We start from the raw sequence: 25,951 nt of genomic DNA, 5'->3' as shown, positions 1-25,951 counted from the left end.
GGACAAGTTAGCTGAATGCTTGAATTACTCTTCTTGTTACTCCCGATTGCGGCTGCTTACGGTTGGTATATGGGCCATCGTAGCGCACAGGATGACAAGCGGAAACACTCCCATCAGATCTCCCAGCAGTACATGACGGGTCTTAATCTACTCTTATCTGATCAATCAGATAAAGCGGTAGATCACTTCATCGAGCTACTACAGGTCGATAATGAAACGATTGATACGCATCTAGCTCTGGGCAATCTGTTTCGCTCTCGGGGCGAGGTTGATCGTGCGATTCGTATTCACCAAAATCTTATCTCTCGCTCCGGCCTGACATTGGATCAAAAAAACTTAGCGCTGCAGCAGTTAGCGAAAGATTACATGGCTTCCGGCTTTTTGGATCGGGCAGAAAAGATTTTTGAGCAACTTGTCGAAGAACCGGATCATCGTGATGCGGCTTTACAGCAGTTGGTGAGCATCTATCAACAGACTCGTGAGTGGGAAAAAGCCATTCACTATGCCCATCTGTTACTCAAAACAGGCAAAACTTCGATTCGTAAAAGTATCGCGCATTACTGGTGTGAGCTGGCGATGTTGGAACAGGAAGATGGCAATCGCACCAAAGCCATTGGCTATTTCAAGAAAGCCTTAGCAGAAGACCCTCAATGTGTTCGTGCTTCGATCTCGCTTGGGCGAATATATCTCGATAATGAAGAGTATCGCAAAACCATCCAGTACCTGACAGCGGTGTTGGAGCAAGATCCCGACTTTGTCAGCGAAGCATTACCCATTTTGGCGGAGTGCTACCATCACTTAGGGCAAGAAGATGAGCTGGTTGAATTTCTTCGCGAATGTATCAATAAGAAAGCGGGCGTATCGGCAGAATTGATGCTAGCTCAGCTTGTCGCGCATCACGATAGCGTTGCCGCTGCTCAAGAGTTGCTCACCAGACAACTGATTAAAAACCCAACCATGAAAGGCTTCTACCGTTTGATGGATTACCACCTCACGGAAGCGGAAGAAGGACGAGCAAAAGAGAGTTTAACCACCTTGCAAGCCATGGTCGGTGAACAACTGAAAGTTAAACCTCACTATCGATGTCGAAAATGTGGCTTTTCCACACACTCACTGTATTGGCATTGCCCTTCTTGTAAGGGGTGGGGGACGATTAAGCCAATCCGAGGATTGGACGGTGAATAGTTTTAATGCAGTTGGTATCACAATACCAGCTGCATTTTTTTAGCAATGAGCATATTAGGAGATGAAATGATCGACCAAAAAGTTATCGTGGCTTTAGACTATGACAATCAAGCAGACGCGTTTGCCTTTGTGGATAGAATTGAACCCATGTCATGTCGCCTGAAAGTCGGCAAGGAGATGTTTACACTATTTGGTCCGGATTTCGTTCGTGAATTACATAAGCGTGGTTTTTCCGTCTTTTTGGATTTGAAATTTCACGATATCCCAAATACCTGTGCCAAAGCAGTGAGGGCGGCCGCGGAGTTAGGGGTATGGATGGTAAACGTGCATGCCAGTGGCGGTGACCGTATGATGAGCGCTGCTCGAGAGATTCTACTGCCGTATGGAAAAGAAAGGCCGCTTTTAATTGGGGTTACTGTGCTGACCAGCATGGAACAGAGCGATCTGGCAGGTGTTGGCTTAGATATGGAACCTCAGCAGCAAGTGATGCGTTTGGCTTCTTTGACAAAAAATGCAGGTTTGGACGGTGTAGTCTGCTCGGCACAAGAAGCAACGCTATTGAAACAAAATTTAGGGCAAGAGTTTAAATTAGTTACTCCAGGTATTCGTCCTCAGGGCTCAGAGCAAGGGGATCAACGACGTATTATGACTCCGGTTGAGGCAATCGCAGCGGGATCCGATTACTTAGTGATTGGCAGACCAATCACTCAAGCGGCAAATCCAGCAGATGTACTAGAGTCTATAAATACAAGTCTTCTCTAGTTTCATAGGTTCGCCATGTGATACTTATGAAGGTATAGTGTGAAATAGATCGCATTATTTGCGGATATTTATAAAAAGTTTTAAATGCATAAAAATGCACAAATAATGAATGTTATTTGTGCATTTTCTGCTTTTGCTGGAGGAGATAGTTCGGTAAACCTTGATGAAAAGGGAAACTATTGACTAGTTCAATAGTACAGGAGAGAAAGATAGAAAAGATCCGTGATTATCTATTCAAGATGTGAAGCTAATGTGACAGGCATATTAGCAGTTTCGAATTTGATATCAGTTCAGTATTTTGTTTTAAATGCGTGCTTAGCTGTCAAATCATGGCGGCTGAGGTGATCGAGTACCTTCTGCTTGGTCATGATTTTGTTGTAACGGGATTGTTGCAACTTTTGGAACTGATTTGTCACAGCATGGAGCTCATTGTAGGTGTTATCGTATATCCTTCGACGTATGGCCTTAATTGTCCCTACGTTTCTCGGCATCACTATCCTCATTTTTGCGATTACGCGATTTGTCCCTGGCGGTCCAGTAGAGCGTATGTTAGCAAGCATGCATTCTGGCAATGACACCGCGACCGTCAATGTTGCAGGAAATAACTCCGCCCTTTCTGAAGAGCAAATGGCCGAACTTAATGCATTTTACGGCTTAGATAAACCCGTCTTTGAAGCGTACGCAGAGTGGCTTAGTCGATTATTGGTTTTAGATTTCGGCGAATCGACACGTTATTACGAACCCGTTGGTACGATGATCGCTGAGCGTCTGCCTGTTTCGCTGTTTTACGGTGGTATGACCTTTTTTATCAGTTATTTCATCTCCATCCCTCTTGGTTATTTTAAAGCGATCAAACACGGCTCTGTATTTGATTCAACCTCTTCCATTCTGATCTTCGTTGGTTATGCTTTACCAGGTTATGTGGTTGGTGTTTTTCTTATTACTGTTTTCGCCTATAACCTTGAATGGTTTCCAATGGGGGGATTTGTCGGGGATGATTTCTCCGATTATGAAACACTCTTAGAGCAAGTTAAAGACATCATGTGGCACGCAATATTACCTCTCATCTGCTATTTAATTGGTGATTTTGCCACCTTAACCATGACGATGAAAAACAGCCTAATGGAGAATCTGTCTTCCGACTATATTCGTACCGCGATTGCCAAAGGCCTACCATTTCAAAAAGCGGTACGTAAACATGCTCTGCAGAATAGTTTAATTCCCATTGCCAGCCACTTTGGTAATTCATTGTTGTTCTTTATGACGGGCTCCTTCTTAATTGAAGTTATTTTTAATATCGATGGTATCGGTTTACTCGGTTATGAATCGATCATTGAACGGGATTATCCCGTTGTGATGGGAATTGTGGCAATTAATGCAGTCATGTTGATGGTTGGAAATATTTTATCGGATCTCTGCGTAGCGCTAACGGATCCACGAGTGAGGTTCGGCGCATGATGATCAATGTAAGCCCTTTAACACAGAAGAAAATTCGTGCATTTAAAGAGATTAAGCGTGGTTACTGGTCATTTATCGTCTTGGTCACTTTGCTGGTGCTTTCGCTGTTTGCTGAATTTCTCGTCAACAGCAAAGCGCTGGTAGTGAAATATAACGGCGATTGGTTTTTCCCTGTGGTGAGTGATGTTCGCCCAGGCAGTGATTTTGGCTTGGACTATTCAAGCGAGACGGATTACCGCAGCTTGAAAAAACAATTTGAACAAGAAGGTGGCTCCAATTTCGTGCTGATGCCACTGGTGCCATGGAACCCTTACGAGCAGGATTTTAGCGGTGATTTCCCGCCCGTTGCACCAGATGCCCAAGCCAAACACTACCTCGGTACCGATGTGATTGGCCGCGATATTCTTGCCAGATTGGTGTATGGCTTTCGAACTGCGATGGGGTTCGCTCTGGTGACGATGGCGGTCTCCTATGCCATAGGCACTGTTGTCGGCTGTGCGATGGGCTTCTTTGGGGGTAAGTTCGACCTTTTTGTTCAGCGGCTTATCGAAATTTGGTCTATGGTGCCTTTTCTCTATGTCATCATGATTTTGGTCTCCATCACGCAACCGACTTTTGCCCTCTTTGTGGCCATAAACGTATTATTTGGCTGGATGGGGATGACGTGGTACATGCGTACCATGACCTATAAAGAGTCGGCTCGAGAATATGTTCTGGCAGCGAAAGCATTGGGCGCGTCTACATGGCGTATTTTAATGCACCACATCTTGCCAAATACCATGGTGATGATTGTCACGCTCGCACCGTTTACCATTGCCGGGAATATTACTGCGCTGACCGCACTGGATTATTTGGGGCTAGGTCTGATGCCACCAACGCCAAGTTGGGGTGAGTTGTTACAACAAGGAAAGTCGAATCTGGATTCACCTTGGATAGTCTCGTCCGTGGTCACTTCCATCGTCGCCATTCTCGTTATGGTGACGTTCATTGGCGAAGCGATCCGCGCGGCATTTGATCCTAAGAAATTCACCAGATACGTATAGAAACGCCAAAACAAGGAAGAAACAGAAATGAAAAATAATAGAGTGGCGCTGTCCGTTTTTGCTGCGTTAGCGGCAGTCAGTTTTAATCTTTACGCACAGAGCTTGCCTGCTGACATCACTTGGATCAGCAATACTGAGGAACCGCTATTCGCTTCATCGGAAGCGAAACAGGGCGGTACGCTGCGTACATACTTAACCAGTTTCCCGCAAACATTACGTAGCGTTGGCCCTGATGCCAACTCTGGCCTGCGTCACTACTTTATGGATGGTGCGCCCAAATTGGCTCAGCGTCATCCAAACACAGGTAAGTGGATCCCGCAATTAGCGGAGGCGTGGGCGTTTGATGCCGACAATAAAACGGTTTACTTCAAACTGGACAAAAACGCTAAGTGGTCAGACGGTGAGAAAGTAACCGCCGACGACTACGTCTTCATGATGAAGTACTACCAATCGAAAGACATTATTGATCCCTGGTATAACGATTTCTTCACTAACAGCATCAAAGAAGTGGTGAAGTTTGACGACTACACTATCGCGATCAAAACGTCGACGGCACAAAGCGCCGATGCCTTGATGGTGTTGATCAACATGCCAAGCAACGGCTTACAGCCGCGTCCACAGCACTTTTTCAAAGGTGCTAAAGACGAGAACAACGACGGTATGCCGGACGATTTCGTACGTGCTTACAACTTCAAAGCTGAGCCAACCACGGCGCCATACTACATGGATGAAGTGGACAAAGGTAAGCGTGTTACCTTTAAGCATGTGAAGAACTGGTGGGGTTACCACAATCGTTACTACCAAAATCGCTACAATGTTGACAAAGTACGCATCAGCATCATTCGTGACCAAGACATTGCGTTGAAACATTTTGAGAAAGGTAATTTAGACTTTTTCGATATGGTGCTGCCTGAATATTGGCACAGCAAAGCCGATTCTGAAGGTTTTAAAAACGGCTACATCCATAAATTCTGGGGATTCAACCAAGCTTCGCAAGGCGCGGGCGGTTTGTGGATCAACACTGCCATGCCGCTGCTTGATAACTTAGAAGTGCGCAAAGGGTTAATGTTTGCCACTGACTACGATGGCATGATCGAAAACATCATGCGTGGTGATTATTCGCGTAAACCCCACGGCCTCGGATTTGGCCATGGTGAATACGACAAAGCCGACAATAAAGCGCCAGAATTTAGCGCCGAGAAAGCGATAGCGCATTTTGAAAAAGCGGGCTTTAACGTGATTGGCCCTGATGGCATTCGCATGAATGACAAAGGTCAGCGCTTGTCTTTTGCCATCACCTACGGTTACCAAAGCTGGACGCCGCGTATTGCCTATCTGAAAGAGCAAGCCAAACTCGCAGGGTTAGAATTTACCTTAAATCTGGTCGATGGCTCATCGGCATTTAAGTACATTCTGGAGAAAAAGCATCAACTGGCTTTCCTAAACATGGGGTCGGGTGAAATCCCGGCTTATTGGGAATATCTCCATTCGGACAACGCAAATAAACCGCAAACCAACGCCCACACGAACTTCAGCAGTCCTGAGTTGGACAAGTTGATCGAAGCCTACGATGCGGAGTTTGACGAGCAAAAACGTTACCAGCTCTCTCATCAAATTCAGGATTACGTTAGTGACGCAGCCATAATTGTTCCTGGATATATGGTGCCCTACACCCGAGCAGTTCACTGGCGTTGGCTGAAAATGCCAGCAAACCCAATGACGAAGAAAACCGAAGATTTCTTCCATCCTATGGACATCGGCAATTTCTGGATCGATCAGGATGTGAAGAAAGAGACAGAAAAAGCGATGAAAGCAAGCAAGACGTTCCCTGAAGTCACGGTTGTTGACGACAGATTTAAGCTGTAACCAAAGGATATAGGGTCAGGAAGATGGACAGTGAAGTTGTACTAAGTGTCAGAAACTTAGAGACTGAATTTCTAACGGATAGCGGGCCTGTGCAAGTACTGCATGGCGTCAGTTTTGATGTCAAAAAAGGCCGCACATTGGGCCTTGTGGGTGAGTCAGGATGTGGCAAAAGTGTCACCTCGATGTCCATCATGGGGTTATTGCCAAAACCTTACGGGCGAATCATCGGCGGCGAGATCCTTTACCGTGGGAAAAACTTGGCTGTGTTACCGGCACAAGAAATGTACGCCATGCGTGGTGATCGCATTTCTATCATCTTCCAAGACCCTATGACGGCACTGAACCCAGTGCACACGGTCGGCAAACAATTGATGGAAGTGCTTAAACTGCACCGCCCAGAATTGAGCCGCAGTGAGCGCCGCAGTCATGCATTAGAGATGCTGAAAAAAGTGCATATCCCGATGCCGGAGAAGCGCTTGGATGAGTATCCCCATAACCTTTCTGGTGGAATGAGACAACGTGTCATGATCGCCATGGCATTGGCTTGCAAACCGGAAATCTTGATCTGTGATGAACCGACTACGGCGCTGGATGTGACTGTACAGGCATCAATTCTTGATCTGATCAATGAATTACAACAGGAAACGGGCATGGCCGTCGTTTTTATCACTCACGATCTCGGAGTGGTAGCGGAGATTTGTGACGATGTTGCGGTCATGTATGCAGGAAAAATCGTCGAGTATGCGGACGTCTTTGAGCTGTTTGATGCACCCAAGCACCCGTATACAGATCGCTTAATGGGACTCATGCCGAGCTTAGAGCATGCCCCTAAACAGTTGATTGAGATTAAACCTATCGATATCAGCAAATTTCCGGAGTTCAGAGGGTGATCATGGAAGAGATATTGAGAATCGACAATCTCAAGCAACACTTTGTTTCGGGTAGAAAATTGTTTGCGAAAGGGTACACAGTCAAAGCCGTTGATGGGGTATCTCTTTCTGTTAAACGTGGTGAAACGCTTGGCCTAGTGGGCGAGTCAGGGTGTGGTAAAAGCACCTTGGGCCGAACCATTTTAAAATTGTTCGAGCCTACCGAAGGTAAGATCTATTTTGAAGGGCGGGATATTACCCAACTCAGCCCGAAAGAGATGCGTCCTTTGCGTAAAGAGATGCAGATCGTTTTTCAAGATCCGCTCGAGTCGCTCAATCAACGCCATACCATAGGAATGATTTTGGAAGAGCCGTTTATTATCCATAAAGTGGGGACGGCAGCAGAGCGCAAACAGTGGGTACTTGAACTACTTGAAAAAGTCGGTCTACCAGCGAATGCGGTCAGCCGTTATCCGCATGAATTTTCGGGTGGGCAGCGTCAACGTATTGGTATTGCCAGAGCAATAGCGCTTAAACCTAAATTACTCATTTGTGATGAATCTGTATCGGCGTTGGATGTTTCCGTACAGGCACAAATTATTAATTTACTCTTGAGGCTGCAGCAAGAAATGAATCTTGCCATGATATTTATTTCTCATGACTTATCGGTAGTGAGACAAGTATCCGATAATGTTGCCGTCATGTACTTTGGAAAAATAGTGGAATACGGAAAATCGATTGAGCTGTATGATAATCCACAAAATGAATATACAAAGAAATTGCTTTCTGCTATACCAATTACTCATCCAAAGTATAGAAGGAAAAAGCGAGAACTCTCTCGGAAAATTTCGTAGCGTAGCTATATAAGCTGAAGGTTTTTTCTAAAATACAGATTTATTTCAATTGATTTAACATTCGTTACATTAGTAAAAGATGAATAAGGATTTAATCGCAAAGATACGCTTTGCGGTTAAGAGGTTTATCGAGGTTATTATGCCACGAAGGACACGTGCATTTTAAAATTGATAAACTGTTTAAATTTAAGTTTATTCTAATAAACTTAATTTTCATGGAAGTTAAAAAGTATGCAGCACACAACAAAGTGGAAGGTGACGCCACTTGCTGTGATATTAGCCGCATTATTCTCAACCTCAGCCTTGGCCGATGAGAATAATACGGTTGACAACAGCGGGGCAGAATCGACCAAAACTGAAGAGAGCGCATCTTGTTTTGTTTGTAATGTGAGTGGAGCCGTCTCTCTATCTTACGATACCAACATTTACAACAAAGATGACCATCGTTCTGTTCGCAATCTCTCTTGGAGTGGTGATCTAAGCTACAAGCTATCTAGCAACACCAAAGTTTACTTTTCGACTGGTGGATATCGAGCCTTTGAGGACGAAACCGGCACTTACGCGACGGATTCTGTTCTAGGTCTGAGCTATTCGAATCTCTACAATTTTGGTGAGACTGGAAAAATTGGTGCAAGTGGACAATTCACTATTCCGACCTCCGAATCCTCTGAAAAAGACGAATTGCAAACAGCGTTTCGTCTTTCGGTTCCTGTCACGCTAACAGCGTGGGACATTGACTTTAGTATTTCTCCTCGTTTGAGAAAGAATTTTCATAAATATAAAACAGCTGGCGGTAAGTCACTTACCGAGTGGACATATTCGTTGTCTACTTCGGCTGTAAAATCGTGGGATTCTCTTTCTATCGGCATAACTGCACTTGGAGGGAATACGGTTAGTTATCAGGGGACTCGGAGAAGCAGTTGGAACTACGAAGGTTCACTGTATGCAGATTATAGCTTCAGTGATAGTTGGTCGATGTCATTGACCGCATCATCTTCTGGTTTCTATCAAGACGCAGAAAGAGGCACCATAGGAAATATAGATCTGCTCGATCAAGAGAATGCCTCATATACAGCAACAGTAACGTTCTCCTTCTAGGAATAAAATAAATAACAAGGATTTCTAAATGATGTTTAAAAGATTAGCTCTTGCATCTGCAATTACAGCATTATTAGCAGGCTGTGGAGCAGATGATCAGGCCTATGACCATGTTGAAAGAGATGCGAAAGAAATCGCGGTAAAAGATCTTAAAGATGGTCGTTGGTTTTATGTTCCAACCACCGGAGCAGCACCTCGCTTCGCTTTAAACCAGTTCCCTTTCTTACAAGGCGATCCTCGCTACGTAGAGCTTTGCTTTACTAAAGAAGGCTTGGAAGTACGCAGCTATGATAAGAACTATCCAAATGCGCATTTACCAAAAGATGAAAATAATTATTGTGGTGATGACAAGTTTGTAGCCGATGATGACACGGTTAACTTTGCTCAAGTTTTGACTATCCCAGGTGATTTCGCTGCATATCGTTGCCAAGAAGATTCCTACGGCGATTGTACTAATGAAGAAGAAGTCAACGGTGATGCAAGCTTAAGTTATAGAAAAAAAACACATTTTACTCCTATACCAGAGGATCTAGAAGTCTCCGAGTTTAACATGGAAGATCTTTATGGCCTTACGGATGGCGTTTCTGAGCAAGGCACACCAAGGCTTATCTCTTGGGAGTTCGATCCAAAGAAAGGTGTTCTCAACTTTGAATTAGAGCGTACATTCCGTGTCGATATGGACAAACTTACCGACTATATCGATTTTGCTACCAAAGCTAGCATTTCAGATGCCTTGGTTGATGGTGCGTTCAAATCGCGTTTCTACTATTCATTAGTGCATGAGAGTGCAATTGCCACCGAAGGTTATCAGCCCATTCTGTACCCAGTAGGGGACGAAAACGATATCGGCTTTTTTACAACCGCAACGAAAGCACTCAATCCTATTACTAACAAGTATGATCGCGATGTTGTTTATCTTAATCGTTTCAATCCAAACCAAGAATCAATCAAATACTATCTGACAGACAATTTCTTTGAAGAGAAAAACAAAATCTTCTTAGATGCGACGCTGCAATCTATTGAAAAAATGAACCAAGCTCTGAACGTGTTTGGCTCAGATGCAGGGAAACCGGAAATTGAGATTGTCAACAAGTCTCAACCCGCAGGTGTGCATCCTGGTGACTTACGTTACAACGTGATCAATTTGGTCGATGAACCATTAGCCAATGGTCTTCTTGGATATGGCCCTTCGGTATCAAACCCGATGACTGGTGAGATCATAAAAGGTCATGTCAACCAGTATGCGGGTGTTTCACGCACGACGGTTCCTTACAACTGGGACAATTTAGCTCGTTTTTATAATCGCAATCAGTTGGATACTAACGGTTTAGATCCCTTGCCGACTGAAGACAAGGCAGCCAAGACAGAAGTAGAATCTCGTGTGGCATCTCTGGCGACTATGGCGGCAATAGCAAAACTTGAAGCCGATGAAAACAGCCAAGTGCCAATGATAAGTAAAGAAGAACTGTTACCGGGTAGGCTAGCAACGAAAAATCCAACATCACTGGTTAAGAACTTTAACGACGATATGGCTTTTGAAGATGTGGTTGCTGCTGAAGAAAACCGACTCGCTTTTTGGTCAGAAAATAATGTTTATCCAGTTGAGGCAACGTGGGTCTCTTCTACGAGCAAAGCAATGCTCGATAACTTAAAGTTAGATGATGATCGCTATTTTGATATTAAGATGGATGATTCTGGAAATGAGGTTTCACGTCAACTAAAGCGTTGGAAAGCACTACCTAAAGATCTACAGACCATCGTCGCAAATGCAATTACGGTCGCTACATACAGTAACACTTTGGTTCATGAACTTGGGCATAATATGGGATTGCGCCATAACTTCAAAGGGTCAAACGACAAGGCAAACTATTATACTTTGGAACAAGCTCACAAGTTAGGATTGACAAATATTCCTGCTTATAGCTCCACAATGGATTATGCACCAAGCATGTTGGATGAGACACCAACATGGGGGTTATATGACATTGCGGCCTTTAAGTTTGGCTATGGTCGAAAAGTAGAAACTATCCAAGATGCTTCTGTTGCAAAACCAGAACCGTTGGTCGAGCCTAGTGCAGATGCTTCTGAAGAAGAAAAAGCAGCTTATAGTGCCTATCTTGCTGCTAAGAAAGCCTATGAAGAGAGCTTTGCTTATAAATTTGGTAGCAATCCAGCCAACGAGTCGCTGATGGTCTGCTCAGAAGTAGAAAAACTATCTGGGGAAAACGACGGTAAATCACTGTACAACTGTGACTTTAGTCGCTTCGATTCTGCTGCGTTGAGCGGCAATGTCGATGATTACGCAAAAACACGCTATGGCGTACTTTATTACTTAGATAAAGCCAACGAGATTGAGCGTAAAAAATACGATTTCTGTACAGACGGAAATGTCTCTTTGAACAGTGATTGTAACCGTTTTGACGAAGGAACAACGCTAGATGAGATTGTTTCTTACGAGTGGCAAAACTATTTAGATAGTTATGATCGTCGTAATCTGGCTGTATACAGTACGACGGGATTATATTCATCAGACTATCCAAACTACATTGTTCGTCGTTATTCAGAAATGTCGTCAATTCGAGATAAAATGGAGGATCTAGAACGTATAGATAATATCTACACGAATCTAGGTTACAGCGCGAGTACTGATAAACCAGGAGATTTCTTGCTACGCTTAGCTTCAAATCCTACTTACTGTGTGGATGGCAGAGCAACGAATACTTGGTTCTGTGATTATGCGTATGGTGCTCAAAAAGCGGCCGCATTCTTCCTTGATGTACTTCGTACACCAGAGCATCAGTGTGTGATCGAAAATGCTTCTGGTACGCAAAAAATAGTCTCATTGGGCAAATTGTTGGACAACAATTCACATCTTATTCCTGCTGATTACGATTTAGCGGCAGCAAACTGTTTTGATAAGCTAGCTGCGGAGTTTATTGAGGATGCAGACACTGGATATAAAGCGGTCGCAGAAACGAAAGATGGTCGTTTCTTAACGTCAATTGGTACCATTGATCCAGATTATCCATGGTCGAACGCGGTTTCTGTGCTAGGCAACTGGCCAGATAAAGGATTGGCAAGCTACTTCTTGGCACGTCGCTACTCAAATCGCTATACCGATGAAGTCAGTTTCGCATCGTTGCTAGATATACCTGGTGTTCAAGCGGAATACGAAAACATTATGGCGAATATTGTGGCTGGTAAGTCATTGAATAAGCCAGTAGAACTTGTGGATAAAGCAGGTAACGCTTATACGAATCTGAAGGGTGTTAATGTCAATATTCATCTGACAGAACAAATGGAGTCACTATCTCCAATGCCACGCGGTATTAAGACGTTCTTTGGAATATCTAATCGCAGTCGAGAGCGTATTGCTGACGTTATTCTCAATATGGGTGTAAGTCAGATGCAATCGAACGATTTTAAAGTGAAAGCACGTGGTAAAGCCCAGTTTGATTCGTTCACTAAACAGCAAGATCGCTATGGCATTATTGCTGGTGACAAAGTTGAGTTTGTTATTGAGGGCAAGAAGTTTGTAGCAACAAAATCTAATAAGCTGGCTTACAGTTATGCAAACCAACTCGTTACTTCAGATGGTTACGATTTGAAAACATACTTGGACGGTTACGATGCTGCTGTTTTAGCAACCATTGCATCCAACATCGATAAGGCATGGGGAGTATTCCGTACGGATATTAAACCTGCGTACCATGATGCGGTTCTATTGTTTGACGCACCTATGGTAAACGCAATGAAAGTTGCTATCGATGCAGATATCGCAGCAGATGTAGAACTTATTTCTACTTCATTTAATAGCTTCGTTACCGCCAATATAACGGCTGGCGATATTGTGTATGATAATGTTGCATCAACACTTAGCTATAAAGGAGGCAAAGCACACAGTGTTGACGACGTTTACGCTGCATATTACGACGCTTTTCTTCTGATAGCGAATAACTACGGTGATGACATGATGTTTGCTGTCGATAACGTATACGCAGGTTATACAGCGGCAGAATCGGCGGATAAAGATCTATGGTCAAAAGACCTAAACTTAATCCAAGCTTACCTAAAAGGTGATATTGGTACGGTGGCTGGTAAGTATTATGAGCTACTAGATAGACTGCCAAATTCGAGCGACTTCGAATAGTTAATTGTAAATATCACTAGAGCAAGGCCTGCACATGTGCAGGCCTTTTCTTTGCACAAAGAACCGTTCTACGTTGCACTAACGCAAGGCTGGCACACCACTATGAAACTTAAAGTCATCGTCTGGCGAAGAGATAAGTTGCGCTTCGATTTTGCCAAAATAGGTGATTCTTGCGCTGATATCTTTTCCTGCGATTTGCTCGGCTAACGAGAGATAATCTTGGTAATGCCTGGCTTCTGAGCGCAGCAAAGAGATGTAAAATTTCGCGATTTCATCATCCATGTGCGGAGCCAGTTTGGCGAAGCGTTCACAAGAGCGGGCCTCGATATAGCCACCGATGATCAACTTATCAATCAGTGTTTCAGGTTCGTGAGTCTTCATGTGCGAGAGTAGGCCCTTTGCATAGCGGCTGGCCGGAATGCTTTGATATTCAATCCCACGGCTTTGCATGATTTCCAGTACCTGATAAAAGTGATGCAGCTCTTCTTTGATAAGCAACACCATCTTATCTATCAGATCTTGGCTGTATGGTGAGTTCGATTTGGCTATAATCGCTTTAGAAATATTGCTCTTTCCCTTGAGTGTTTCAATCGAGCCAATCCCCCGATAAGCAAAATCTTCATAGGGTTTAAACCAATCCAACAGTGTGTGTGCGCTTTCTTTATCAACCGCGTATTTGCGGATAAGATACATGGCAGACTGGCCCGCTTTCAACTCACACAGTAAGTGATCGAGCAAAATAGTAGCTAGATTTTCTGGCTTTTTGGCTTGCTCAACCCATTCATCCGGTGTTTCACAGTGCAAAAAAGCGTGGATAGGCGCGAGTAGCTCCTGATAGGCATTGAGACTGATCATAGTTCTGTTCTAACAAAGTAAAAAGGCCGCCAATGGCGACCTTGTTGATTGGAAACCTGGAAGCGGATTCTACCACTTTTTCTTGTCACCGAAGAGTGCATCCATATCGTTATTGCGCTCTTTATCTTCCATCTGCTGCAACTCTTCAGCGTGCTTGTCGGAACGACGTTTATCGAGCTCACTGAGCATCATATCAAGCTTCTCTTTGGCTTGGATGGAGTAGGCGTCGTTTTTGGTGCTAAGGACGTCAATGCCTTTACGCAGAAGTTGCACCGCGGTACCAGCTTGCCCACGAGCAATCGAGTCATTGGCACGTTTAATCACGTTTTCGATGTTAATGCGGATCTGCATGGTTTCCAAACGAGCGTTTTCTTCTACATAGGCTTGGGTTTCAAAACGGCCTTTGTTGTGTTCATTTCGTATGGTGTCACGTAAGCGCTTAACCAATTTGAGCATCACAATGGCTTGCTTGTCGCTGGTGGGCACTTTAAACGCGGTGCTTTCACCGCCTTGATAGTTGTTCTTCAGATGTTCAATCTGCTGCTTCATGCCTTCAACTCGCTGTGCGAGCTGTTTGCTCTTAGGATCTAACGCCGACATATTTTCCAGCGCATCCAAGATGCGATTGTTTAGGCAGACAAGCAATTCCTTACTAAAAGGAATATGGTGCGCATGGCCAATCAGCTCTTCAGTGGCATCTATGACAGCGACATAGCGGGCGGATTCCTGTCGTTTCGCGGTTTCCACTTTGACCTTGTACTGAAGCATGATGTTGTAACCAAGAACCAGAACCAGTAATACGGCGACCAAAGCGATAATTAAACCAATATTCATATCTGTGTGTGTCTGCTTTTATTATTGACGGCTAACAAGTAAGGATACACGAACACAAGGCATTCATGCACCTATTAATCATATTCTTAGTGATTATTGCTGTTCTGAAAAAGATTAGTAATCAAAACTTACGAATCGAAGTAAAGAATGAGGCGTGGATTGCAAAATAGTCGTCTGGTCGCATCCTGAGCTGTGAGGGGATAGAAAGTTTGTAATTTCGCTGTTCTTTATACGTTATCCACGTTATAACTTATTATTATATTTGAGAACCTAAAATGCATGGTTTTTACTCATGTGGATGAAGTTTAGTTATGAGTAACGGACTACGAGGCGACTATGAAACTGCAACAACTGAAATACATTGTTGAGGTTGTGAACCACAATCTCAATGTGTCTGCGACAGCAGAGAGTCTGTATACCTCGCAGCCGGGTATCAGTAAGCAAGTGCGATTGCTGGAAGATGAGCTGGGTATCCAAATCTTTGAGCGAAGTGGGAAACATCTTACTCAAGTGACTCGAGCGGGTGAGGACATCGTGCGGATTTCCCAAGAAATTCTCGCGCGAGTAGAAAGTATCAAAGCCGTGGCTGGTGAGCACACTCACCCGGAAATGGGCACACTGAACATCTCAACGACCCACACTCAGGCCCGCTATGCGTTACCGGATGTGATTAAAGGCTTTACCGCTCGCTATCCGAAAGTATCCCTGCATATGCATCAAGGTACGCCAAGCCAAATGTCAGAGGCGATCGCCAAAGGCACGGCCAACTTCGCTATTGCGACAGAAGCACTACACCTCTATCAAGATGCCGTTATGCTGCCTTGTTACCATTGGAATCGCTCAATTGTTGTGCCGAAAGATCATCCGCTGGCGCGCAAAGAGAAGGTGACTATTCAAGACTTAGCGACTTACCCATTGGTGACGTACGTATTTGGTTTCACAGGGCGCTCTGAGTTAGATACGGCGTTTAATCGTGTCGGCCTCACTCCGAAAGTCGTCTTTACCGCGACGGATGCTGATGTGATCAAAACTTACGTGCGTATGGGCATTGGCGTTGGTGTCATTGCCAGTATGGCAGTCGATAAAGAGCAGGATAAAGATTTGGTCTCGATTGATGCCAGCCACCTGTTTGGTGCCAGCACCACCAGTATCGGTTTTCGTCGAGGGACTTTCTTGCGCTCTTATATGTACGATTTTATGGAACGTTTTGCACCGCATCTGACTCGCCCTGTGGTTGAGCAGGCGATCTCGCTCAAATCGAACGCGGAAATTGAAGAGATGTTTAAAGATATCGTCCTCCCAGTACGCTAAGCGCTTTCCAATCGTATCGACTTCCTCCAAAATACTCGCTTGTTTTGGGGGAAGTATGCAGGCTCAATTTCATTTCATAAACGACTGGTTGCTAGAAAACCAAGATTTCTGGCGCTTCGAACCATTTCACCGCAGCTTAGCCAGCACTCTGCCTTGGCAAGCTTCCCATCCTGAACTTTGCAGTTGGTTGTCTTTATTGAGCCATCAGCAAATCGCACAACTTAAAACACAGCCAGATATACTGGAGGAGCAGCTAAAGCCTTTCTTCCCGAGTTTATCTATTGTCAAGGATATGGCGGATGTTGCTTCGCTCGCTGAAACACAAATCAGCCTATCACCCATGATCAGTAACGGTATTCCAGGTCGAAAACTGCAGCAAATTAGCGCGATGGGAGCCGTTTGTCTGGATCACCACGTTGGTGATTCGTGGTTAGAATGGTGTGCGGGAAAAGGGTACCTCGGACGCGTGTTGGCGGGCGAAAGTCAGCAGCCTGTTACCAGTTTCGAATATCAGCATGCTTTGTGTGAAGAGGGCCAGAAAGCGGCGGACGAGCTCAATTTGGCGATGTCGTTTGTCCAAGGCGATGCGTTTGATGAGCGATCTAAGCGGTTTTTTCACCCCAATCAACACGCGGTTGCGCTTCACGCGTGCGGTGATCTTCATGTCCGCCTGATACAGAACGGTACGAGCGCTAATGTTGCTGCAATGAGCATTGCGCCCTGCTGTTATCATTTAATTCAGGATGAAGCTTATCAAGCGTTATCGATACCCGCGCAGCAATCCAAACTGAAGCTGAGTAAAAAAGAGCTACGCATTCCTCTGCAACAAACCGTTACCGGTGGTGAGCGCGTCAAACGCCAACGTGAGCAGGAAATGATTTATCGACTTGCTTTTGATCTGATATGCCGAGAGCAGTTGCAGTTGGAAGAGTACGTGCCTGTGCCCAGTATTAAAAAATCACAGTTAAATGCAGGTTTTGCAGCATTTTGCCACTGGGCTGCGAGGCAAAAGTCGTTATGTTTGCCTAAGGTCGACTATGCCCGCTTTGAGACATTGGGTGAAGAGCGCTTCTGGCGTATGGAGCGATTGAGCTTAGTGCAGCAAATTTTTCAGCGTCCGTTGGAAATGTGGCTAGTCTATGACCGAGTGCTGTTTTTGCAGCAGCATGGTTATCATGTGGATCTGTTCACATTTTGCGATCGAATCGTTACACCAAGGAATCTGCTGATCCAAGCGCGAAAAATGGCATCTACCAAGTGACATTGCTGTGAAATTGATTTTTGATAGATCGTTTTTTCATAATTTATATGAATAAAGGAATAAAAAAGCTCGCATCAATGGCGAGCTTTTTGCGTCTTTAGCCGAGTGTTCGACTAGCAGAGTAACCTTAGTTGAACATAGCAATAGCGTCAGCTGGTGCGATGTACTCAAGGTTGAAGTTGTCTGCAACTTCTTTGCAAGTGACTTTGCCGTGAATGACGTTCAAGCCTTTTAAGAAGCCTTTGTCGTCAGTCAGCGCACGCTGGTAACCCAGATTAGCCAGTTTCACGATATAAGGGAGAGTGGCATTGTTTAATGCGAAAGTGGACGTACGTGCAACTGCACCTGGCATGTTGGCCACGCAGTAGTGAACCACGTCATCAACGATGTAGGTAGGTTCTGCGTGAGTGGTCGCGTGAGACGTTTCAAAGCAGCCGCCTTGGTCAATTGCCACGTCAACTACGGCCGAGCCTGGCTTCATTTTCGCAATGTGCTCTTTAGTTACCAGTTTTGGCGCTGCTGCACCCGGAATTAATACGGCACCGATAACAAGATCCGCTTCTAGAACGTGCTTCTCGATCGCATCTTCTGTAGAATAAACCACTTTAGCGCGGCCTTGGAATTCTTCGTCCAGTTTACGAAGCGTGTCTACGCTACGGTCAAGGATAGTGACATCCGCACGTAGACCAACCGCCATGCGCGCTGCGTTCGCGCCCACAACGCCGCCGCCGATAACAACGACTTTTGCTGGTTCAACGCCAGGTACACCGCCCAGAAGAAGACCACGACCGCCGTGAGACTTCTCAAGAGTCTGTGCGCCAGCTTGGATAGACATGCGACCAGCAACTTCAGACATCGGTGCGAGTAGTGGCAAGCGACCCATATGATCTGTTACAGTCTCATAGGCTATGCAGACAGCTTTGCTCTTGATTAGCTCTTCAGTTTGTGGAAAATCTGGGGCTAAGTGTAAATAGGTAAATAAAATTTGCCCTTCACGAAGCATTGCTCGTTCGACAGCTTGAGGTTCTTTAACCTTTACAATCATTTCTGCTTTCGCAAACACGTCAGCAGCAGTAGGAAGAATGGATGCGCCTGCAGCAATATAGTCATCGTCTGAAAAACCGATGCCTGCGCCGGCATTAGTTTCAACAAACACTTGGTGACCATGAGAGATCACTTCTCTCACGCTGGCTGGGATCATGCCAACACGGTATTCATGGTTCTTGATTTCCTTTGGAACGCCAATAATCATCCTGACTCCTTAAGTTATTATGGTTGTATTGACTATGTGTAGGGTAGTATTGTCGAATTAACGCCTAGTATAGATGGGTTTAAATAAAATTTGATACTGAATATTAAAAAGTTGTAGTATATTTTTTTGCAAGGAAGTAATAAGGTGGAATAAAAAATGGCAGACAACTACAAAAAGCCGTCCAAGGATCTAGACCGTATCGACCGCAACATTCTGAATGAGTTGCAAAAAGATGGTCGAATTTCAAACGTAGAACTCTCAAAACGCGTAGGCCTCTCGCCAACGCCGTGTTTGGAGCGTGTGCGCCGTCTCGAACGTCAAGGTTACATCACGGGTTATACCGCGTTGTTGAACCCTCAGTATCTTGACGCTTCTCTATTGGTATTTGTTGAGATTACGTTAAACCGTGGTGCACCGGATGTGTTTGAGCAATTCAACACCGCAGTGCAAAAGCTCGATGATATCCAAGAGTGTCATCTGGTTTCTGGTGACTTCGACTATTTGCTGAAAACCCGTGTATCTGACATGGGGGCATACCGTAAATTGTTGGGTGACACGCTTTTGCGTCTACCGGGTGTGAACGACACGCGAACCTACGTGGTTATGGAAGAAGTGAAGCAAAGCAATCAACTGGTGATTAAAACCCGTTAAATTCTTGTAAGGAAAGCAGGTTATATGCCTGCTTTCGCAGACGAGACGTTGGGTTTTTCCTTTCGATGTGGTTAAATCAACTTATTAATCCGAGCGGCTTTGGCCGCTCGGAGTGTTTCAGATTAATAATGATTCAAGTTGATTTATGTTCAAAGAGAACGCGAAGAAAGTCGAAACGATTATAAAAACAAGCGAAGAGCCTCAGTCTTCCCGTCTGAACGGTTTTCAACGTCTGAAAGAGTGCGGTCTGATCCTCGGTGTGCTCAGCTCTGTTTTGCTGGCGACAGCACTCATCACTTTCAGCCCAGCCGATCCTTCTTGGTCGCAAACGGCATGGGGTGGGGGAATTAGCAATGCCGGTGGCATTTTAGGCGCTTGGATCGCCGATACCCTCTTTTTCGCTTTTGGCTTGTTAGCCTACCCACTTCCTTTGTTACTTACCATCGCCGCGTGGGTGTTTTTCCGCAAACGAGATGAAGACGAACACATCGACTTGATGCTGTGGGGGACGCGTCTACTTGGCCTCGTGATCCTAATTCTGACCAGCTGTGGTTTGGCAGACATCAATTTCGATGATATTTGGTATTTCTCCTCTGGTGGCGTGATTGGCGATGTCTTGACTAACTTGGCCTTACCTGTACTCAATTTATTAGGCACCACGTTAGTGCTGCTCTTTTTATGGGGGGCGGGCTTTACCTTGCTGACCGGGATTTCTTGGTTGGCCATTGTTGAATCGCTCGGTAATCTGGCCATTGGGTTGTTTGTTTGGCTAGTCAACAAAGTGCGTGGTGACGCGGGGGAGACATTAGAGCCTCAGCTACAAAACATCAGCTTAGAACGTGAGTCGTTAGACACGCCCAATGTGAGCGAGAAAACGCAAGACTTGCCGCAGCACCATGACGAAGAATACCTTGAAGAGCCAGCGATGGCCGCTTCGCCGCAAACTGACTATCCCATCCATATGCCTTCTCAGGCAAATTATCATGCAGACATCGCCGCAGAAATTCCGCAAGAAACGCGCAGTCAAAAGCTGACAGCGACGATTGAGGAGTTGGAGCAAGAGGCGATGTTTGCCGATGACATGCCAGCCGAATTGCCCTCGTATTCAGAGCCTGTGACGGTGACATCTTACACGGCAAGGTCGCCAGCAGAATCAGCGCCAGAGAGCGCAGAGCTGCCATGGTCTCAAGATGAGCCATCGTTTGAGCCTGTCATTTCGGCCTCCGAGCTGGATAAGATTGGGGATGAAGTGGTTGAGCCACATCGACGTGAGCCAGTAATGTCGAGCTTGGAAGACGAACTCGATTCACCGCCTTGGATGCAAGAGCCAGAAGAGTATCAAGCGCAAACTCCATTTGGGCAGCAGTCGTGGTCTTTGTCAGAAACAGAGACATCCGCACCTTATGAAAATGAGGAGAGTGAAGAAGAGCCTCAAGTCGATGAAGATGTCACCGCTTTTCAGAATATGGTCAGCCAAGCTCAGCAAAACATGGCAGGGGCAAACAATCCGTTCTTAATGAAAAAAGAGCAGAACCTGCCTGTACCACAAGAGCCGTTGCCGACGTTAGAGCTGCTTTATCATCCAGAAAAGCGAGAAAATTTCATCGATAAAGAAGCGCTGGAGCACATTGCACGTTTGGTGGAGTCAAAACTGGCCGATTACAAGATTAAAGCGCGCGTTGTGGGGATTTTCCCTGGCCCTGTGATTACGCGCTTTGAGTTGGATTTGGCACCAGGGGTGAAGGTTAGCCGCATTTCCAGCCTGTCGATGGACTTGGCGCGCTCGCTGTCTGCTATGGCGGTGCGTGTTGTCGAGGTGATCCCCGGCAAGCCGTATGTCGGTCTCGAACTGCCCAACATGAGCCGCCAGACCGTCTATCTCTCTGATGTGATTGCGAGCCCTCAGTTTGAGCAGGCAACTTCACCGACGACCGTGGTTCTGGGGCAAGATATTGCGGGCGAAGCTCTGGTGGCGGATTTGGCGAAAATGCCGCATGTGCTGGTGGCGGGCACGACAGGTTCTGGTAAATCTGTCGGGGTCAACGTGATGATCCTGAGCATGCTGTATAAAGCCAGCCCGGAAGAGGTGCGCTTTATCATGATCGACCCGAAAATGCTTGAGTTGTCTGTCTACGAAGGCATTCCGCATCTGTTGGCCGAAGTGGTTACCGACATGAAGGATGCTTCTAACGCGCTACGCTGGTGTGTGGGTGAGATGGAGCGTCGCTATAAACTGATGTCGGTGATGGGTGTCCGTAACATTAAAGGCTTTAATGAAAAGCTGAAAATGGCCACAGAAGCGGGTCATCCGATTCACGATCCGCTGTGGCAAGACGGCGACAGCATGGACACGGAACCGCCATTACTGGAAAAACTGCCCTACATTGTCGTGGTCGTCGACGAGTTTGCCGACCTGATAATGGTGGTGGGTAAAAAAGTGGAAGAGTTGATCGCACGTTTGGCGCAAAAGGCTCGCGCGGCGGGTATTCACTTGATCCTCGCGACCCAACGCCCGTCAGTTGACGTGATCACTGGTTTGATCAAAGCAAACATTCCAACGCGTGTGGCGTTTACCGTGTCAACCAAAACGGACTCACGGACCATTTTGGACCAAGGCGGCGCGGAATCGCTACTGGGAATGGGCGATATGCTCTATTTGCCTCCCGGTTCAAGTCACACTATTCGCGTTCATGGTGCGTTTGCTTCCGATGACGATGTGCATGCCGTGGTAAATAATTGGAAAGCGCGTGGTAAACCCAATTATATCGAAGAGATTGTCAGCGGCGATCAAGGCCCCGAAGCGCTGTTGCCGGGTGAACAGATGGAAAGCGACGATGAATTGGACCCTCTATTCGATCAAGTCGTAGAGCACGTGGTTCAATCGCGTCGTGGCTCTGTGTCTGGCGTTCAACGTCGCTTTAAAATTGGTTATAACCGAGCAGCACGGATCGTAGAGCAACTCGAAGCGCAGGGCATTGTCAGCGCGCCGGGCCATAACGGCAATCGAGAAGTCCTAGCTCCCGCGCCACCCAGAGATTAGTGAACTTACGGATTGAATCGCCGTCCAATAACACGAGTTTTCTCGCCACAAGTTGTAGAAAGGTAGAAAAATGAAGAAATGGTTTACGTTGATGTTTCTAACCGCGTCGGTAATGGCTTCCCCACAGGAGGAGCTCAGCAACCGCTTGGCGATCAACGATGGCTTTAGCGCCCAATTTTCCCAAACGGTCCTCAGCCCCGAAGGGGAAACCATTATGGAAGGGGAAGGAACCGTTGAAATTGCTCGTCCGAGTCTGTTTCGCTGGAACACCACTTTCCCGGATGAAAACCTGTTAGTTTCCGATGGCAAAACCCTCTGGTACTACAGCCCTTTTATTGAACAGGTCAGCATTTACTGGCAAGAGCAAGCGACGGAGCAAACCCCCTTTGTTCTACTCACACGCAATCGAGCCAGTGATTGGCAGAATTATCGCGTTGAGCAACAAGGCAATGTCTTTACCTTAAGCCCGAAAGCAGTCGATTCGACCCAAGGCCAGTTTCAAATCGATATCGATGCCAAAGGCATCGTCAATGGCTTTAATGTGATTGAACAAGATGGCCAAAAAGGGCTGTTCAAGTTCAGCCAAGTGAAGCTGGGCAAACCGAATGCAGACAGATTTACCTTCGCCATTCCAGAGGGAGTGGAAGTGGATGATCAAAGGAATTAATCGCTCGTGACCAATTACACGTTAGATTTTTCAGGGGACGAGGATTTTCGTCCCCTTGCTGCTCGTATGAGGCCAGAAACGGTAGAACAGTATATCGGTCAGCAACATATTCTTGGGCCGGGAAAGCCGCTGCGCCGAGCTTTGGAAGCCGGCCATTTGCACTCGATGATTCTTTGGGGCCCACCCGGCACGGGTAAAACCACCTTGGCTGAAGTGGCCGCAAACTACGCCAATGCGGAAGTTGAGCGCGTTTCTGCGGTGACATCGGGGGTCAAAGAGATCCGTGCGGCGATTGAAAAAGCGCGTGAAAACAAACTTGCTGGGCGACGAACCATTTTGTTTGTCGATGAGGTGCACCGCTTTAATAAATCTCAGCAGGATGCCTTTTTGCCCCACATTGAAGATGGCACGGTGACGTTTATTGGTGCGACCACAGAAAACCCTTCTTTTGAACTTAACAACGCATTACTGTCGCGAGCGCGAGTTTACAAGCTCACGTCACTTAGTCGCGATGAAATCTTGCTTGCGCTGCGTCAAGCGATAGAAGACAAGTCGCGCGGGTTGGGTAATATTTCTGCGCATTTTGCCGACAACGTCCTAAGTCGCCTCGCTGAGTTGGTGAATGGTGACGCGAGAATGTCACTCAACTATCTGGAACTGCTCTACGACATGGCCGAAGAAAACGCGCAAGGCGAAAAGCAGATCACCTTGGCGCTGTTGGCGGAAGTGGCGGGAGAAAAAGTCTCCCGCTTTGATAACAAAGGCGATATTTGGTACGACCTGATCTCCGCGCTGCATAAGTCGATTCGCGGATCGAATCCCGATGCGGCCTTGTATTGGGCTGCGCGAATGATTGCCGCAGGTTGTGATCCACTCTACATCGCCCGCCGTCTGCTGGCGATTGCGTCTGAAGACGTTGGTAATGCGGATCCGAGAGCGATGCAAGTGGCGCTCGCCGCGTGGGATTGTTTCACCCGCGTAGGTCCGGCAGAAGGTGAACGCGCTGTTGCACAGGCGATCGTCTACTTAGCCTGCGCGCCGAAAAGCAATGCCGTGTATACCGCGTGGAAACAAGCGCTGGCCGATGCCCACAACTTGCCCGAATATGAGGTGCCATTCCATTTGCGCAACGCGCCAACCGGACTGATGAAAGATCTCGGCTACGGTGAAGGCTATCGCTACGCACACGATGAGCCCGGGGCTTACGCTGCGGGAGAATGCTATCTTCCATTAGAAATGGCATCACGTAAGTACTATCAGCCAACAAACCGCGGTTTAGAGGGCAAAATCGCGGAAAAGTTAGATTACCTGGCTAATTTAGACGCAAATAGCCCACAAAAGCGCTATGAAAAGTAGGCGTTTTTGGATACATTTATTTGGTTAATTTTTTCAACGTGTTCGTCTGGATTGAGCACGTCATTTCACAACAAAAAGCATAGGATTAACAATGCTGGATTCTAAATTACTTCGTACAGAGCTGGATGAAACAGCTGCTAAACTGGCGCGTCGTGGCTTTAAGCTGGACGTAGAGACTATTCGTGAACTTGAAGAACAACGTAAGTCCATTCAAGTAGAAGTTGAAAATTTACAATCCACGCGTAACTCCATCTCCAAGCAAATTGGTCAGCTTATGGCCGCTGGCGACAAAGAAGGCGCAGAAGCGGTTAAGCAGCAAATCGGTTCTCTAGGTTCTGATCTGGATGCGAAGAAAGTCGAACTTGACGCGTTGATGGCAAAACTGGAAGAGATCACGCTTTCTGTTCCAAACCTGCCAGCCGATGAAGTACCAGATGGCAAAGATGAAAACGACAACCTAGAAATCTCTCGCTGGGGTGAGCCGAAAACTTACGACTTCGCAGTGAAAGATCACGTTGACCTAGGCGAAATGGGCGGTGGTTTAGACTTCGCAAGCGCAGTAAAAATCACGGGCGCACGCTTTATCGTAATGAAAGGTCAGTTTGCCCGTCTGCACCGTGCAATCGCTCAGTTTATGCTGGATCTGCACACAGAAGAGCATGGCTATACAGAAATGTACGTGCCTTACCTAGTTAACGCAGACAGCCTATTCGGCACAGGTCAACTGCCTAAATTTGGTAAGGATCTGTTCCATACTGAGCCGTTGACGGAAAAAGCCAGTGACGAAGAGCCGCGCAAGCTTTCTCTTATTCCAACGGCCGAAGTTCCTGTGACTAACTTAGTGCGTGATACCATCACGGACGAAGCGGATCTGCCAATCAAGATGACGGCACATACGCCGTGTTTCCGCTCTGAAGCGGGCTCTTACGGCCGTGATACGCGCGGTTTGATCCGTATGCATCAGTTCGACAAAGTGGAACTGGTTCAAATCACCAAACCTGAAGACTCAATGAGCGCCTTGGAAGAGCTGACTGGTCATGCAGAAAAAGTACTGCAGCTGCTCGAGCTACCTTACCGTAAAGTGCTACTTTGTACTGGCGACATGGGTTTCGGTTCTCACAAGACTTACGACTTAGAAGTGTGGGTGCCTGCGCAAAATACCTACCGTGAAATCTCTTCATGCTCAAACATGTGGGATTTCCAAGCTCGTCGCATGCAAGCACGCTTCCGTCGTAAAGCAGAGAAGAAACCAGAGCTGGTGCATACTCTAAACGGCTCTGGTTTGGCCGTTGGTCGTACTATGGTTGCGATTCTTGAAAACAACCAAGAAGCAGACGGCCGTATTGCTATCCCTACAGTGCTGCAGAAATACATGGGCGGCGCAACGCACATCGGTTAATTTGATCAAATAAATATCAAACCCAGCCTCTGCGCTGGGT

General features: G+C 46.2%; 19 protein-coding genes. 16 read left to right on the top strand and 3 right to left on the bottom strand.

The genetic code is table 11. The annotated features are described in order from the left end of the window. Positions 1 to 15 precede the first annotated feature (15 nt). From lapB to I3X05_RS10940, 9 genes are all read left to right on the top strand, one after another. Positions 16 to 1,185 (top strand): lipopolysaccharide assembly protein LapB, encoded by a 1,170-nt coding sequence (gene lapB / locus I3X05_RS10980; protein ID WP_193167102.1) that lies wholly within the window; start codon positions 16 to 18, stop codon positions 1,183 to 1,185. A gap of 66 nt (positions 1,186 to 1,251) precedes the next feature. Beyond that, positions 1,252 to 1,947 carry an orotidine-5'-phosphate decarboxylase gene (pyrF, locus tag I3X05_RS10975; protein WP_337970719.1) on the top strand — a complete coding sequence of 232 codons (696 nt, stop codon included), beginning with the start codon at positions 1,252 to 1,254 and terminating at the stop codon, positions 1,945 to 1,947. A gap of 435 nt (positions 1,948 to 2,382) precedes the next feature. After that, positions 2,383 to 3,405 (top strand): ABC transporter permease subunit, encoded by a 1,023-nt coding sequence (locus I3X05_RS10970; protein WP_082069789.1) that lies wholly within the window; start codon positions 2,383 to 2,385, stop codon positions 3,403 to 3,405. After that, entirely contained in the window at positions 3,405 to 4,448 is a 1,044-nt protein-coding gene (locus tag I3X05_RS10965) for an ABC transporter permease (RefSeq protein WP_045572075.1), read from the top strand. The genes I3X05_RS10970 and I3X05_RS10965 overlap by 1 nt, the downstream gene beginning before the upstream one ends. 27 nt (positions 4,449 to 4,475) lie before the next feature. Next, positions 4,476 to 6,314: an extracellular solute-binding protein gene (locus I3X05_RS10960; RefSeq protein ID WP_337970718.1), complete on the top strand. Its 1,839-nt coding sequence runs from the start codon at positions 4,476 to 4,478 to the stop codon at positions 6,312 to 6,314. A gap of 23 nt (positions 6,315 to 6,337) precedes the next feature. Further along, on the top strand, positions 6,338 to 7,204 hold the full coding sequence (locus I3X05_RS10955; RefSeq protein WP_337970717.1) for an ABC transporter ATP-binding protein: 867 nt from the start codon (positions 6,338 to 6,340) through the stop codon (positions 7,202 to 7,204). Between the two features lie 2 nt (positions 7,205 to 7,206). After that, positions 7,207 to 8,037: an ABC transporter ATP-binding protein gene (locus I3X05_RS10950; RefSeq protein ID WP_337970716.1), complete on the top strand. Its 831-nt coding sequence runs from the start codon at positions 7,207 to 7,209 to the stop codon at positions 8,035 to 8,037. Positions 8,038 to 8,268: 231 nt separating this feature from the next. Continuing rightward, positions 8,269 to 9,135 carry a hypothetical protein gene (locus tag I3X05_RS10945; protein WP_193277836.1) on the top strand — a complete coding sequence of 289 codons (867 nt, stop codon included), beginning with the start codon at positions 8,269 to 8,271 and terminating at the stop codon, positions 9,133 to 9,135. A 31-nt stretch (positions 9,136 to 9,166) separates the two neighbouring features. After that, positions 9,167 to 13,285: a zinc-dependent metalloprotease gene (locus tag I3X05_RS10940; protein ID WP_337971190.1), complete on the top strand. Its 4,119-nt coding sequence runs from the start codon at positions 9,167 to 9,169 to the stop codon at positions 13,283 to 13,285. Positions 13,286 to 13,363: 78 nt separating this feature from the next. On the opposite strand, the gene miaE is transcribed toward I3X05_RS10940, so the two are convergent. Together miaE and I3X05_RS10930 are read right to left on the bottom strand one after the other, a co-directional pair. After that, complete coding sequence (gene miaE / locus I3X05_RS10935) at positions 13,364 to 14,140, bottom strand: tRNA isopentenyl-2-thiomethyl-A-37 hydroxylase MiaE (protein ID WP_337970715.1); 777 nt, start codon at positions 14,138 to 14,140, stop codon at positions 13,364 to 13,366. Positions 14,141 to 14,209: 69 nt separating this feature from the next. Continuing rightward, complete coding sequence (locus I3X05_RS10930) at positions 14,210 to 14,974, bottom strand: hypothetical protein (protein ID WP_045572018.1); 765 nt, start codon at positions 14,972 to 14,974, stop codon at positions 14,210 to 14,212. Between the two features lie 336 nt (positions 14,975 to 15,310). On the opposite strand from I3X05_RS10930, the gene cysB reads away from it, so the two are divergent. After that, the gene (cysB, locus tag I3X05_RS10925) at positions 15,311 to 16,285 is read left to right on the top strand and encodes an HTH-type transcriptional regulator CysB (RefSeq protein ID WP_045572017.1); all 975 of its coding nucleotides are present in this window, start codon (positions 15,311 to 15,313) and stop codon (positions 16,283 to 16,285) included. A gap of 55 nt (positions 16,286 to 16,340) precedes the next feature. After that, entirely contained in the window at positions 16,341 to 17,546 is a 1,206-nt protein-coding gene (locus I3X05_RS10920) for a methyltransferase (RefSeq protein WP_193157806.1), read from the top strand. Between the two features lie 127 nt (positions 17,547 to 17,673). On the opposite strand, the gene ald is transcribed toward I3X05_RS10920, so the two are convergent. Continuing rightward, positions 17,674 to 18,798 carry an alanine dehydrogenase gene (ald, locus tag I3X05_RS10915; RefSeq protein ID WP_045572015.1) on the bottom strand — a complete coding sequence of 375 codons (1,125 nt, stop codon included), beginning with the start codon at positions 18,796 to 18,798 and terminating at the stop codon, positions 17,674 to 17,676. Positions 18,799 to 18,954: 156 nt separating this feature from the next. Between ald and lrp the strand changes: the two genes are divergently transcribed. The 5 genes from lrp (at position 18,955) to serS (ending at position 25,911) form a co-directional block, all read left to right on the top strand. Next, positions 18,955 to 19,449, top strand: a complete 495-nt coding sequence (gene lrp / locus I3X05_RS10910) for a leucine-responsive transcriptional regulator Lrp (RefSeq protein WP_039429735.1) — start codon at positions 18,955 to 18,957, stop codon at positions 19,447 to 19,449. 145 nt (positions 19,450 to 19,594) lie between these two features. After that, positions 19,595 to 22,489 (top strand): DNA translocase FtsK, encoded by a 2,895-nt coding sequence (locus I3X05_RS10905; RefSeq protein ID WP_045572014.1) that lies wholly within the window; start codon positions 19,595 to 19,597, stop codon positions 22,487 to 22,489. A gap of 70 nt (positions 22,490 to 22,559) precedes the next feature. Beyond that, on the top strand, positions 22,560 to 23,156 hold the full coding sequence (gene lolA, locus I3X05_RS10900; protein ID WP_045572013.1) for an outer membrane lipoprotein chaperone LolA: 597 nt from the start codon (positions 22,560 to 22,562) through the stop codon (positions 23,154 to 23,156). Positions 23,157 to 23,162: 6 nt separating this feature from the next. Beyond that, positions 23,163 to 24,512: a replication-associated recombination protein A gene (locus I3X05_RS10895; protein ID WP_045572012.1), complete on the top strand. Its 1,350-nt coding sequence runs from the start codon at positions 23,163 to 23,165 to the stop codon at positions 24,510 to 24,512. 91 nt (positions 24,513 to 24,603) lie between these two features. Further along, entirely contained in the window at positions 24,604 to 25,911 is a 1,308-nt protein-coding gene (gene serS / locus I3X05_RS10890; protein ID WP_045572011.1) for a serine--tRNA ligase, read from the top strand. Positions 25,912 to 25,951 lie beyond the last annotated feature (40 nt).

Origin of the sequence: Vibrio navarrensis (assembly GCF_015767675.1) — a bacterium.
GTDB lineage: Bacteria > Pseudomonadota > Gammaproteobacteria > Enterobacterales > Vibrionaceae > Vibrio.
Note: the sequence above shows the minus strand (reverse complement) of the source record. Positions and strands in the feature narration are given on the sequence as shown.

Bases quoted from the DNA above. Each gene is read 5' to 3' on its own strand.
- I3X05_RS10945 (WP_193277836.1), top strand. From the start codon at position 8,269: ATGCAGCACACAACAAAGTGGAAGGTGACGCCACTTGCTGTGATATTA.
- cysB (WP_045572017.1), top strand. From the start codon at position 15,311: ATGAAACTGCAACAACTGAAATACATTGTTGAGGTTGTGAACCACAAT.
- I3X05_RS10905 (WP_045572014.1), top strand. From the start codon at position 19,595: ATGTTCAAAGAGAACGCGAAGAAAGTCGAAACGATTATAAAAACAAGC.
- I3X05_RS10955 (WP_337970717.1), top strand. From the start codon at position 6,338: ATGGACAGTGAAGTTGTACTAAGTGTCAGAAACTTAGAGACTGAATTT.
- lapB (WP_193167102.1), top strand. From the start codon at position 16: ATGCTTGAATTACTCTTCTTGTTACTCCCGATTGCGGCTGCTTACGGT.
- I3X05_RS10965 (WP_045572075.1), top strand. From the start codon at position 3,405: ATGATCAATGTAAGCCCTTTAACACAGAAGAAAATTCGTGCATTTAAA.
- lolA (WP_045572013.1), top strand. From the start codon at position 22,560: ATGAAGAAATGGTTTACGTTGATGTTTCTAACCGCGTCGGTAATGGCT.
- lrp (WP_039429735.1), top strand. From the start codon at position 18,955: ATGGCAGACAACTACAAAAAGCCGTCCAAGGATCTAGACCGTATCGAC.
- ald (WP_045572015.1), bottom strand. From the start codon at position 18,798: ATGATTATTGGCGTTCCAAAGGAAATCAAGAACCATGAATACCGTGTT.
- I3X05_RS10960 (WP_337970718.1), top strand. From the start codon at position 4,476: ATGAAAAATAATAGAGTGGCGCTGTCCGTTTTTGCTGCGTTAGCGGCA.
- I3X05_RS10940 (WP_337971190.1), top strand. From the start codon at position 9,167: ATGTTTAAAAGATTAGCTCTTGCATCTGCAATTACAGCATTATTAGCA.
- I3X05_RS10950 (WP_337970716.1), top strand. From the start codon at position 7,207: ATGGAAGAGATATTGAGAATCGACAATCTCAAGCAACACTTTGTTTCG.
- I3X05_RS10930 (WP_045572018.1), bottom strand. From the start codon at position 14,974: ATGAATATTGGTTTAATTATCGCTTTGGTCGCCGTATTACTGGTTCTG.
- I3X05_RS10920 (WP_193157806.1), top strand. From the start codon at position 16,341: ATGCAGGCTCAATTTCATTTCATAAACGACTGGTTGCTAGAAAACCAA.
- serS (WP_045572011.1), top strand. From the start codon at position 24,604: ATGCTGGATTCTAAATTACTTCGTACAGAGCTGGATGAAACAGCTGCT.
- miaE (WP_337970715.1), bottom strand. From the start codon at position 14,140: ATGATCAGTCTCAATGCCTATCAGGAGCTACTCGCGCCTATCCACGCT.
- pyrF (WP_337970719.1), top strand. From the start codon at position 1,252: ATGATCGACCAAAAAGTTATCGTGGCTTTAGACTATGACAATCAAGCA.